This is a genomic window from Streptomyces aurantiacus, assembly GCF_027107535.1.
In the GTDB taxonomy this organism is placed as follows: Bacteria; Actinomycetota; Actinomycetes; order Streptomycetales; family Streptomycetaceae; genus Streptomyces.
The window spans coordinates 909494-921745 of record NZ_CP114283.1 but is presented as its reverse complement, the minus strand read 5'-3'; the positions used below and the strand labels follow the sequence as shown (position 1 = coordinate 921745).

Genomic DNA, 12252 nt, shown 5'->3' with positions numbered 1-12252 from the left:
GGCCGATGGACCCCGTCACACTGACCTCCGAACGGCTCCTGCTGCGCACGGTGGGACCGCACGACACCGACGCAGTGTTCGACGCCGTCCAGGATCCGGACATCCAGCGCTGGACCACGATCCCGTCGCCCTATCTGCGCGAGCACGCCACGGCCTTCACCGAGCAGATGGCGCCCGACGGTTGGGCGGACTGCTCGATGTTCACCTTCGGTGTCTTCCGGCCCGTCGGCGGTGAACTCGCCGGCATGCTCGCCATCACGATGCGCTCCCTGGGAGTCGGCGAGATCGGCTTCTGGGCGACGAAGGAGCACCGGGGCCACGGCTACATCACCGAGGCCGCGCTCACGGCCTCCCGCTGGGCGTTCACACAGCGGGCCGTCGACCGCGTCGAGTGGCGTGCCGAGGTGGGCAACCGGGGTTCCCGCGCGGTCGCCGAGCGCGCGGGCTTCACCGTCGAGGGGATCCTGCGCTCCGGCGTCAACAACAAGGGCGTACGCCGTGACTGCTGGGTCGGTTCCCTGCTCCCGTCGGATCTGGGGCTGCCCTCGTCGGCGCCGTACCTTCCCGTTCCGCGGGAGACCTGATCATCCGTCCTGACGTGACGGCCCAGGTCCGGGCCGGCTGTCAGTGGCACCGCCTATCGTGCGGACCATGACGAGTCTGCCGCGCCCGACCACCGAACTCACCGCCGACGAGGCCCGTCGGATCGCCCTGCGCGCCCAGGGTTTCCTGGGTGCCCCCGACCGCAGGGGCGGCGTCCGTGGCGTTCTGCGGCATCTGGGCGCGGTCCAGCTCGACACCATCTCCGTCCTGGCCCGCTCGCACGAACTCGTCCCGTACGCGCGGCTCGGCGCCGTGGGCCGCAGGACGGTCGACGAGGCGTACTGGACCCCGGCGCCCGACGGCACGGCCCCGGCGCGGCCCCACGCCTTCGAGTACTGGTCGCACGCGGCCTGCATCCTCCCCGTCGAGGAGTGGCCTCACTTCGCCTTCCGGCGCCGTGCCTACCGCGCCCGCCCGCATTGGCACCACGCGCTGCCGGACGGCACGTACGACCAGGTCATCAAGCAGCTGCGGACCGAAGGACCGCTCACCGCAACCGACTTGGGCGGCGCGAAGAGGACCAGCGACTGGTGGGACTGGTCAGGCACCAAGGTCGCCGTCGAGCGCGCGCTGATGTACGGCGAGGTGGTGTGCACGGAGCGCCGCGGCTGGAAGCGGGTGTACGACCTCGCCGAGCGGGCGATCCCGGACGCGCTGCTCCACGACGAGCTGGACGACACGGAGTGCCTGCGCCGCCTCGTCCGGCTCGCGGGCCGCTCCCTCGGTGTCGGTACGCGCGCGGACATCGCCGACTACCACCGCCTCAAGGGCGAGCAGGTCGACGCGGTGATCGCGGAGTCGGGCCTGGTCCCGGTCACGGTGGAGGGCTGGGCCAAGCCGGCCTGGGCGGATCCCGAGGCACTGGAGACGGCCCCGCGCGGCCGCCACCGCACCACGCTCCTGTCGCCGTTCGACTCGCTGATCTGGGAGCGGGCGCGCACGGAGCGCATCTTCGGCTTCACCCACCGCCTGGAGGCCTACGTCCCCAAACCCAAGCGGGTGTATGGCTACTTCGCCATGCCGGTGCTGGCGGGCGGCCGTCTGGTCGGCCGGGTGGACCCGGCTCGCGAGGGCGCCACCCTGGTGGCCAAGCAGGTCACCGTCGACAGCCCCAGGTCGGTACCGGCCGTGGCCCAGGCCCTGACCGAGGCGGCAAGCTGGGTGGACTGCACGAACGTGCGGGTGGAGCGTGCGAACACTCCGGAACTGCGCGACGCCCTGACTGCGGAGCTCAAGCGGACGCTCGGCTGATCCGCGTAGCGCTTCGGGGGCGCGGGGCCGTGACCTCGCGCGGCTCCGCCGCTCGGGCGCCGTCGGCCGCATCCGGCCCGCAGCCTCGCACCGGCCGGTTTCGCGGAGCGCCCCTCACCGGATCTCGAGGATCTTCTCCCGCATCGCGTACACCACGGCCTCCATCCTGGAGTGCAGCTGCAGTTTCTCCAGGATGTTCCGTACGTGGTTCTTCACGGTGTTCTCGGAGATGAACAACTCCTTGGCGATGTCCCGGTTGTTCATCCCGGTCGCGACGAGCTTGAGAACCTCCAGCTCGCGCTCCGTCAGCCGGGGTGCCGGCACCAGGCGCCGCTCGTCCGTGCGCTGGATCATCGACTTGAACTCGGTGAGCAGCTTCGACGCCATGGACGGGCTGATCTGCGACTGCCCGTCGGCCACGGCGCGAATGGCCGTGGCCACCTCGTCCGTGGAGATCTCCTTGAGGAGATAGCCGGTGGCCCCCGCCTTGATCGCGTCGTAGAGGTCGGCTTCCTCGTCGCTGATCGTCAGCATGATGATCTTCGCGCTGGGTGCGACCTCCTTGATGGAGGTGCACGCCTCGATCCCGCCGCGCTTCGGCATGCGTACGTCCATGAGGACGATGTCCGGCAGCAGGTCGGCGGCCTTGTCGACGGCCTCCGCGCCGTCGCCCGCCTCCCCTACGACCTGGATGTCCTCCTCTGCGGCGAGCACGATCTCCAGGCCGCGGCGGAAGAGGGCGTGGTCATCCACGACAAGGACCCGGATGGGCTCCTTGCGTGGCGAGCCCGAGTCCGGGCCCATGCCGACGACGCCGTCGCCGGCATCTTCGTCACGCATCGGTCCGAAGCTGTCCGCCATGGTTCCTCCCCCTGAAGGCCGTGGCCTGCGTTCCTGTGCCGTCGCCAACCCGGGGCGACAGCGCACCGGTTGAGGCCGGTACGGCCATGATTTCATGCCCGGACGACAACGGGACGACAGAGCGGGGCGCGAAGGGGTCGCACACCGGTGCCCCTGGGGGCGCACAGGCGCTCCAGGGGCACCGGTGGGGGTCCTCCCGGCCGAAGGGCCGGGGGAGCTCGCCGGGCGCGGTCAGCCGCCCAGCACCCCGCCCGCCGGGGAATGCTCCGCCTGAGCGACCATCGGGTCCGTGCTGAGGTGGATGACGCCGTAGTCGTACGCGTGCCGCCGGTAGACGACACTCGGTTCCTTGGTCTCGGAGTCGATGAACAAGTAGAAGTCGTGCCCGACCAGTTCCATCTCGTAGAGCGCCTGGTCGAGCGTCATCGGGGACGCGACGTGGGTCTTCTCGCGGACGACGAGGGGGCCGTCACCCTTCACCTCGAGCGGGCCGATCCTCTTGGTCGGCACCGCCTCGGGTTCTTCGTCGTGGACGACGCTGCCGTTGCCGTCGAGTGTCGCCGCGTCCGGGACATGGTCGGCCACCTCCGCAGCCGAGATCCGGCGGGCGCCACGGCGTGTGTACCGCTTGTCGTGCTGCTTGCGCAGCCGCGCTTCCAGCTTGTCCGCCGCCAGGTCCAGCGCCGCGTACGGGTCGCTTGCCGCTGCCTCCGCCCGGATCACCGGGCCGCGGGAGTGAAGTGTGATCTCCACTCGGTCGGAGCGGTCGGCCTGCCGGGGGTTCAGCTCCTTGGACACCTCGACGTCCAGGCTGATCACCTTGCCATCGAGCTTCTGGATCTTCTCCAGCTTCAGCTTCTCGGCCACGTGCTTGCGGAACCGCTCGGGCACCTCGGTCTTGCGGCCCTTGACGACGATGTCCACGCAGAACTCCGTTCCCGGATTGCTCCGCATCGACGGCGGAGCATCTCCCTTTTGCACCAGGCTCCAGCGCGTCCCGGAGCCTCGGACTCGGTGACTTCCACCTCCTCCTCCCCCGTGGGCAAGATCTCCACCCCACTGCCACGGGTGATTGCGGAAAACCCACGGCGCGGCATTCCGATTAGCAAGGGACAGCGTCCGCCATTCCCTCACAACCGAACATATCTCGCCTGGACGGATGTCGTCACCCTCTACCGCCGCGTACCTCCATTCAGGTGAATGGAACCTCTCACTACCTGCAACGACGCAAGTTCCCTGTCAGTTCCGGTTTATTTCGAAAGAAGCTGGAGATGCGGCGACCACCGCCGCGCCGATCCCACCTTCCGCACTGTTCACGTCACTCTTTTCCCTGACCGCTTCTGCTCGGCCTACACCTGTCATCGCCGTCCGTGCCGCTTCTTCTCCCGTCGTTCCGGGTGTTACCCGGCCGTAGAAACCCTCGCCTTCGGGCAGAGCGGCTCTCAGCGCCCGTGCCGCCTCCGCCAAGGACGCCCCTGTCGTCATCAGGTCGTCGACGAGCACGATCCGCCCTCCGTCCGCCAGCAGCCGCGCGCCGCCCGGGGCGACCTCCAGGGCTCCGGCGAGATTGTCCAGCCGCTGCCGCGAGTTGAGCCCCGACTGGTCGGCCACGGCACGCCGCTGCCGCAGTACGGCGAGCACCCGCGTCGGCGTCCCGCCGCGCCGCAGCTCAGCCGCCGCTGCGAGCGCGATCCGCCGCGCAGGATCGTGTCCCCGCGCACGCACCGCCCACCTCGCCGACGGCACCGGCACGAGCAGCAACGCCGCCCGGGAGCCGCCCGTCCCCGCCCGTCCAACGGATCCGAGTCCTGCTCGCACAGCCCCCGCCAGCGCCGCTCCCAGCGGCACCGCGAGCGTCAACGCCCCCCGTTCCTTGTGAGCGAGGAGCGCCGCGCGCACCTCGTCCTCGTACGGAGCCGCCGCGTACACCACCGGCAGCCCCGGCGGCTCCGGCTCCGGTCGCACCCGGCTCGGTACGTCCCCCGTCAGGGCGGCACGGCACTCCGGGCAGAGCACCGCGCGAGGCCTTCCACAGCCTCCGCACTCGGCCGGCAGCACCAGGTCCGTGAGGTCCTGCCACCACCCCCGCATGCCCACCACTGTGCCAACGCCCGGACACCCCGGCCAGCCCTGTGGACAACTACCTGTGGACAACTCCCCACAGACGTCGGTGCGTTGTCCCCCACACGAGCGACGAACGTCCCGAGGTGCCGAGCCGGCCGCAATCGCGGCCGGCAGAGCACCACCGGGCCGGGCGGAGCGCGGAGTTCTCCCGGACGGAGCGGGGTTCACCCCGGATAGACCGGCGCCGTCCCCGTCTTGACGACCGTCTGCCACTGGGAACCGGTCGAGAGCCGCACGATCCCGTCCTCCGAGTGCGCCACCAGCGGCAGCCGTTCGTTCTCGGAGGCTGCGATCTCCTTCACGCCGGTGAGCGCGGAGGGTGCCGGGCCGACCGGAGTGGACCCGTCGACCTGGACGTACTGGATCTGCTGCACGCCGCGGGCCTCGCGCCCGACCACGACCAGGCGGCTGTCACCGGCCCAGGACATGGCCGTGGTCTCCTCCAACTGCGGTGCCACGGTCCGCAGTTCGTGGATGCCGACGGCGCTCTTCCCGTTCTCCCGCGTCCGCTCGATCCGCGCCATGAGCAGGGTCGTCCGCTTGTCGTTCCGCACGATCAGCGCGATCCGCACCCCGTCCGCGGCCACCCGCACCGCCTCGATCCGCCCGTCGAGGCCGGGCGTCGAGACGACCAGAGGGTCGCCCGCCCCCTTCGACAGCAGGAGCAGCCGGGAGTTCTTCGGGTCACGGTCGGCCACCCACAGGTCACCACTCGTGTCCCAACTGGGCGTCGTCAGCCCGTCGTCCTCCGACGTGGCCTTGCTGCGCAGCACGGGGTCCCCCAGCGAACCGCCCGACGCCAGCGACCCGACGTACATCGAGCGCCCGTCGAGCGACACCCCGGCCGCGGTGTCCTCGTCCCGCGAGACCGCGGCGGCGCGCAACGCCTTGTCGCCGTCACCGAGCGCGCCCGGTACCGGCTCGGGTTCCTGCTCGCTGCTGGCTCCCGGTATCCGCACCAGCCGCTTCTCGCCGTCGATGAAGTACTCGTACGGGGCGCTCTTCGCCGGACCGCGCGTGACGTAGGTCTCGGCCCGGGCCGCGTCGGTCACGCACGACTGTGTGCCGTCCGAACGCTGGAGCTCCACCTCGTCGACGCCCGTGGGCGTCAGGTCCTGGAGCGTGAACAGGATCTGGGCGGCCATCTCCGTGCACTTGGCCTGCCCCACCCGGTCGGCCTTGGCGTTCAGCGGTACCGTCAGCCGGTTCTGGTCGTCGGGCGTCAGCGACTTGACGCCCTTCTTCAGCGCCGTACCGGTGGGGAAGCTCGACCTGACCACCGGCTTGAGCCAGCTCGTCGGCCCCTTCAGGACCGAGCGGACCATCTGTGTCACCGGGTCCACCTGCTCCCGTACGTAGACGGGGTCGGCGACCGCCGCGAGCTGCCCGCCGGTCCCGCCGGCCGTGTTCGAAGCGAAGTAGTACTTACTGACGGACTCGTAGTTGCGCCGGAAGTCGGACATCCCCATCACCACGCCCGACGGCAGCGAGGCGATGCGCCACTGCTTGGTGCCGTCCGCCTCCTTCTGTTCCGTGAGGTGCACGAGCTTGTCGTACGCCCCCTCGGCGGGCTCGTAGGCGAACTGCGAGTCCACCGTGGCGACCTTGCGACCGATCAGCGAGTAGGTGTAGTCGCCGGTCGCCTCCCTGCTGTTGGTGCGGTCCGCCACGGGGTTCGGCCCGTCCGCGAGCACCGTCGTCGACTCGTTCGGGTGCCACTCCTGCGACGCCTTCTCGGTCAGATACTTGCGGGCCGTCTCGAAGTGTGGGTCGTCGCTGGTCAGCGCTTCGAGGAAGCCCTGGACGATCTCGTCGGGCTGCGCGTTCTCCCGCGGCGGTATGGCGAAGACCCGGACCTGCGCGTCCGGCCGCTGGGAGGCCTCGACATCACGCAGGTCCCCTCCGTCCGGCATCGACGCGCACCCTGCCAGCAGTACCGTGCCGCAGGCGGCGTACACCGCCACGCGCGCCGGACGCCCACGGCCGCTCCCATCGCGGTCAGCGCCCACGAGAACCCTCCCCATGCTTCAACTGGTCCGGCCGCTCGCCGGTTCCCCGGCCGTCCTCGGACGGGGCCTCTTCGGGCGCCGCGGCCGGGCCCCGTGCGTCAGTGGACGGCCTCGGCACCACCCGCGCGCCGTTGCCGGGCAGCGCCGCCGGATCCACCGCGCCCGCCACTCCGGGGGCACGGGCCGGCATCGGCGGCACCGCCCGCTCGCTGACGGGCTGCGCCGGTACCGTCGCCAGCTTCTGCGAGCCGTCGAGGGGCAGGCCCGCGTCGTTCAGCCCGCGGTTGCGCCGTGAGTCCTTGGGCTCCAGTGGTATCGGCGAGCCCCGCAGCGGCTCGTCGGCCGTCCGCGGCAGCGTCAGCCGGAACTGCGAGCCGCCGCCCGGTTCGCCCCACGCCTGCAGCCAGCCGCCGTGCAGCCGCGCGTCCTCCAGGGCGATGGACAGGCCGAGGCCCGTACCGCCGGTGGTACGCGCGCGGGCCGGGTCGGCCCGCCAGAAGCGGCTGAACACCCGGGTCGCCTCGCCGGGCTTGAGCCCCACTCCGTAGTCACGCACCGCGACCGCGACCGCGCCCCCCGCCGCCGCGAGCTTGACCACCACGTCGTTGCCCTCGCCGTGCTCCACGGCGTTGACCACGAGGTTGCGCAGCACCCGCTCCACCCGCCGGGCGTCCGCCTCGGCGATCACCGGCTGCACGTCCCCGACGACCCGTATGTGGGTGCCCTTGCGCTCGGCGAGCGGCTCGGCCCCGCTGACGACCCTCCGTACGACTTCCCGCAGGTCTATCGGCTCGGCCTCCAGCGCCGCCGCGCCCGCGTCGAACCGGCTGATCTCCAGCAGGTCGGCGAGCAGCGTCTCGAAACGGTCCAGCTGGTCGGCGAGCAGCTCCGCCGACCGGGCGGTCACCGGGTCGAAGTCCACGCGCGCGTCATGGATGACGTCCGCGGCCATCCGCACGGTCGTCAAGGGCGTACGCAGCTCGTGCGACACGTCGGACACGAACCGCCGCTGCATCCGTGACAGGTCCTCCAGCTGCTGGATCTTCAGCTGCAGGTTCTGCGCCATCTTGTTGAAGGCCTCACCGAGACGCGCGATGTCGTCCTCGCCGGTGACCTTCATACGTTCCTGGAGGCGCCCGGCGGACAGCCGCTCGGCGATCCCCGCCGCCATCCGCACGGGCGTGACGACCTGGCGCACCACGAGCCAGGCGATCGCCCCGAGCAGGACCACGACGAACAGCCCCGCCGTCGCAAGCGTGCCCTTGACGAGGCTGAGCGACTTCTCCTCCTGCGTGAGCGGGAAGAGGTAGTACAGCTGGAACGGGTCGTTCTTGGGGTCGTTGACCTGGGTGCCGATGATCAGCGCCGGCTGCGACTTCTGGCCGTTGGTGTAGACGATGCGCGTGTAGCTCTGGGCCGCGCCCGTGCCGCCGTCGACCCGTTCCCGCAGGTCCTGGGGCACGCTGAGGCTCGGGTCGACATAGCCCGAGGCACGCGGTCCGAGGCCCCTGCTGCTGTTGTCCGCGGAGGTGGTGCTGAGGGTCACGACACTGAACGCCCCCTGGCCGCCGCTGGAGAGCGACTCGACGAGGGTGCTCATCCAGACGCTGACGTTCTGGACGGGGTTGTCGTCCGCTCCGGAGCGGTTGTCCCCGCCCGCGCCCGCCGCGCTGTCGGCCTCCTGTTTGGCGACCGTGAACCCGCCCGTGGCCTGGCTCTGCGAGGCCTTCACCTTGGCGTCCAGCAGGCCGTTGCGCACCTGTCCGATCACGACGAAACCCAGCAGCAGGACGACGCCCAGCGACATGAGCAGGGTCGTGACGACGACCTTGAGCTGGATGTTGCGCCGCCACAGCCGCATGACAGGCAGCAGCGGACGGCGCACCCAGCGCATGAACAGCCGAAGGACCGGGCTGCCCTGGACACCGCCCTGGAGCAGCCCGCCCTGGACGAACCGCCCCCAGAGGGAGCCCGTCATCTTCCGGCCGACAGGCCGCCCCGGCCGGACTCCCGGCTCACCGGGCGCCGAAGCGGCACTGTCCCGGGACATGTCAGCTCGGTCCGGCCTTGTAACCGACGCCACGGACGGTCACCACGATCTCCGGCCGCTCCGGGTCCTTCTCGACCTTGGAGCGCAGCCGCTGCACATGGACGTTCACCAGACGGGTGTCCGCCGCGTGCCGGTAGCCCCACACCTGCTCCAGGAGCACCTCACGCGTGAACACCTGCCACGGCTTACGGGCCAGTGCCACGAGCAGGTCGAACTCCAGCGGAGTCAGCGCGATGGACGCCCCGTCCCGCTTCACAGAGTGACCGGCCACGTCGATGACCAGATCGCCGATCGCGAGCTGCTCGGGCGCCGGCTCCTCCGACCTGCGGAGCCTGGCCCGGATCCGGGCCACCAGTTCCTTCGGTTTGAACGGCTTCACAATGTAGTCGTCGGCGCCCGACTCGAGGCCCACCACGACATCGACGGTGTCGCTCTTCGCGGTGAGCATCACGATCGGTACCCCGGACTCCGCCCTGATCAGGCGGCACACCTCGATACCGTCCCGGCCGGGAAGCATCAGGTCCAGGAGCACCAGGTCGGGCTTGCTCTCACGGAAAGCGGCCAGCGCCTTGTCGCCGTCGGCTACGAAAGACGGCTCAAAACCTTCACCACGCAACACAATGCCGAGCATCTCGGCCAGTGCGGTGTCGTCATCGACGACAAGGACTCGTCCCTTCATAAACGACATCATCCCATTAACTAAATCGTTACCTGGCGTGACCTGTCACACAGCTCTGCGAGCGCCTCGGCCGTCACGGGCGACACGACGCCCGCCTCGGTGACGATCGCCGTCACCAACTCGGGCGGCGTCACGTCGAACGCCGGGTTGTACGCCTGGGTCCCCAGGGGTGCCACCGGTATCCCGCCTCCCGCTTCGACTCCCGCCACCGGCACCTGCGGTGCTGTGATCTCCGTCACTTCATGACTGGCACGCTGCTCGACCTCGATCGATGCTCCGTTCGGAGTGTCCGGATCCACCGTCGTCACCGGCGCCACCACGATGAACGGCACATGGTGGTATCTGGCCAGCACCGCGAGCGGATAGCTCCCCACCTTGTTCGCCACCGAACCGTCGGCGGCGATCCGGTCCGCTCCGATGAGCACCGCGTCCACCTCTCCCGCCGAGAACAGTGACCCGGCAGCGTTGTCCGTGAGCAAGGTGTACGCCATTCCGGCGCGCGCCGCCTCCCACGACGTCAGGCGAGCACCCTGCAGCAACGGACGCGTCTCGTCCACCCAGAGCCTGCGCAGCCGCCCCGCGCGGTGCGCAGCGAGCACCACCGCGAACGCCGTGCCCTCCCCGCCGGACACCAGCGCCCCGGTGTTGCAGTGCGTGAGAATCCGGTGGTTGCCCCCGGGCAGCAGCTCGTCCAGCAGCGCCAGCCCCTGCTCGGCCATACGTGCGCTGGCCTCGGCGTCCTCCCGGTGGAGCGCCCGCGCGGCGGCCAGCGCGGCCTCGGCGGCCCGCTTCTGGTCGCCGCCGCCCCGCAGGACGGCGAGGTGTGCCGCCTGAGCCCGGCGCACCCCGTGCGAGAGGTTCACCGCGGTGGGCCGGGCGCTCGCGAGGGAGGCCGCGGCCTCGTCCACGTCGAACCCCCGCGCGGCGGCGAGCGCGACCCCGTACGCCCCCGCGATGCCGAGCAGCGGTGCCCCGCGCACGGCGAGCGTGCGGATCGCCTCCACCAGCGCGGGCGCGTCCGTACACACCAGCTCGACCTCTTCGGCGGGCAGCCGCGTCTGGTCGAGGAGGACCAGCACGGGGCCCTCAGGCGGCTCGTCCCACCGAATCGCGGGTATCTCGAAGGGCCGGTTGTCCTCGCGGGATTGCGCGTACTGATCAGCCATCCGTCCAGTCTGCCCCGTACGGACCGGACAATTGAAGGTGTGCAGCCCATACGGCGGCCGGTCACTTCCCGGGCACACCGTGGCACGATGGCAGCCAACCTGCCGCCGCGACCGCGGACGGGCACCGTGAAGGAGCGACGATGAACGACACTCCGGGCTGGGCATCGCCCGGATCTGCCCCCTCCGACGGGCAGAACGGACAGGAACCGGCGACCCCGGGCCCTGCCGAGCCCTCGGATCGGCCCGCTCCTCCCCAGCCCACCGGCGAGCCCGGCCCCGCTCCGTCCGGCCCCGGCTCGAAGTGGTCCAAGGAGCAGCCTCCGCCGACCCAGTGGCCCGCGCCCAGCGGCCCGCAGGGCGCCCCGCCCCCGCCAGGCCCCGGCTGGGGCGGTCAACCGCCCTCCGGCCCCGGCGGATACGGAGGCCCTGGCGGCTACGGGGGTTACGGCGGTCCGGGCGGATACGGCTACGGCCAGGGCCCCGGCGGCCACCCCGGCTGGGGAGGCCCACCGCCCGCGGCCAAGCCCGGCGTGATCCCGCTCCGCCCGCTCGGCGTCGGCGAGATCCTCGACGGCGCGGTGTCGACCATGCGCACGCACTGGCGCACGGTCCTCGGCATCTCGCTGACGGTCGCCGTGTTCACGCAGATCGCCGTGATCCTGCTCCAGGGCTTCGTCCTGGACGACAGCGCCAGCGCGGACACCCTCAACGACCCCAGCGCCACCGCCGGGGAGCTGACCCGGGCCCTGGGCGACACCCTCCTGAACTCCGGTGTCGTCCTGCTGATCACCCTGCTCGGCACCATCGTCGCGACGGCCCTGCTCACGACCGTGACCAGCCGCGCCGTCCTCGGCAAGTCGGTGACCACCGCCGAGGCCTGGCAGGACGCCCGGCCCCAGCTGCTCAAGCTCATCGGCCTGACCTTCCTGCTCCCGCTCATCGCTGTCACGACCGCAGCCGTCGGCACCCTGCCCGGCGTCCTCGTCGGCCTCGCCGACGGAGGTGACGGCGCCGTGGCACTCGCCGTGTTCGGCGGCCTGGCAGCGTCCCTCGTCGCGCTCTGGCTGATGATCCGCTTCTCCCTGGCCTCGCCGGCCCTGATGCTGGAGAAGCAGAGCGTCCTGAAGTCGCTGAGCCGCTCCGCGAAGCTGGTCCGCGGCTCCTGGTGGCGGGTCTTCGGCATCCAGCTCCTCGCCACGATCATCGCGAACATCGTCGCGTCGATCATCGTGATCCCGTTCGCCCTCATCGCCTCCGCGCTCAGCGGCGACGGCGTCGGCGGCTTCCTCAACAGCGGCACCGGCGACCTCGGCTGGACGTTCCTCATCGTCAGCGGCGTCGGCTCGGTGATCGGAGCCATGCTCACCTTCCCGATCACCGCCGGTGTCACCGTGCTCCTCTACATCGACCAGCGCATCCGCCGCGAAGCCCTCGACCTCGACCTGGCCCGCGCGGCCGGTGTCCAGGACTACGGCTCCGGCGCGCACGGTTCCACTCCGGGGAGCTGAC

General features: G+C 71.0%; 10 protein-coding genes. 3 read left to right on the top strand and 7 right to left on the bottom strand.

Annotated features, from left to right (window positions below):
* The first annotated feature begins 5 nt into the window (after window positions 1-5).
* Together O1Q96_RS05885 and O1Q96_RS05880 are read left to right on the top strand one after the other, a co-directional pair.
* Window positions 6-584, top strand: a complete 579-nt coding sequence (locus O1Q96_RS05885; protein ID WP_269247155.1) for a GNAT family N-acetyltransferase — start codon at window positions 6-8, stop codon at window positions 582-584.
* A gap of 67 nt (window positions 585-651) precedes the next feature.
* Window positions 652-1854: a winged helix-turn-helix domain-containing protein gene (locus tag O1Q96_RS05880; RefSeq protein WP_269247154.1), complete on the top strand. Its 1203-nt coding sequence runs from the start codon at window positions 652-654 to the stop codon at window positions 1852-1854.
* A 114-nt stretch (window positions 1855-1968) separates the two neighbouring features.
* Here O1Q96_RS05880 and O1Q96_RS05875 read toward each other — a convergent pair whose 3' ends face one another.
* The 7 genes from O1Q96_RS05875 to mtnA form a co-directional block, all read right to left on the bottom strand.
* Window positions 1969-2715 (bottom strand): response regulator, encoded by a 747-nt coding sequence (locus O1Q96_RS05875; protein WP_217453395.1) that lies wholly within the window; start codon window positions 2713-2715, stop codon window positions 1969-1971.
* Between the two features lie 231 nt (window positions 2716-2946).
* Window positions 2947-3639 (bottom strand): ribosome hibernation-promoting factor, HPF/YfiA family, encoded by a 693-nt coding sequence (hpf, locus tag O1Q96_RS05870; protein ID WP_419587038.1) that lies wholly within the window; start codon window positions 3637-3639, stop codon window positions 2947-2949.
* 315 nt (window positions 3640-3954) lie between these two features.
* On the bottom strand, window positions 3955-4806 hold the full coding sequence (locus O1Q96_RS05865) for a ComF family protein (protein WP_269247152.1): 852 nt from the start codon (window positions 4804-4806) through the stop codon (window positions 3955-3957).
* Window positions 4807-5003: 197 nt separating this feature from the next.
* The gene (locus tag O1Q96_RS05860) at window positions 5004-6863 is read right to left on the bottom strand and encodes an LpqB family beta-propeller domain-containing protein (RefSeq protein ID WP_483409975.1); all 1860 of its coding nucleotides are present in this window, start codon (window positions 6861-6863) and stop codon (window positions 5004-5006) included.
* On the bottom strand, window positions 6838-8898 hold the full coding sequence (gene mtrB / locus O1Q96_RS05855; protein WP_269247150.1) for an MtrAB system histidine kinase MtrB: 2061 nt from the start codon (window positions 8896-8898) through the stop codon (window positions 6838-6840). The genes O1Q96_RS05860 and mtrB overlap by 26 nt, the downstream gene beginning before the upstream one ends.
* Before the next feature lies 1 nt (window position 8899).
* Window positions 8900-9589, bottom strand: coding sequence for a two-component system response regulator MtrA (gene mtrA, locus O1Q96_RS05850; RefSeq protein WP_188114266.1), 690 nt, complete (start codon window positions 9587-9589; stop codon window positions 8900-8902).
* An 8-nt stretch (window positions 9590-9597) separates the two neighbouring features.
* Window positions 9598-10743, bottom strand: a complete 1146-nt coding sequence (gene mtnA / locus O1Q96_RS05845) for an S-methyl-5-thioribose-1-phosphate isomerase (RefSeq protein WP_269247149.1) — start codon at window positions 10741-10743, stop codon at window positions 9598-9600.
* A gap of 140 nt (window positions 10744-10883) precedes the next feature.
* Here mtnA and O1Q96_RS05840 point away from each other — a divergent pair, with 140 nt between their 5' ends.
* Complete coding sequence (locus O1Q96_RS05840) at window positions 10884-12251, top strand: DUF7847 domain-containing protein (RefSeq protein WP_269247148.1); 1368 nt, start codon at window positions 10884-10886, stop codon at window positions 12249-12251.
* Window position 12252: the final 1 nt, after the last annotated feature.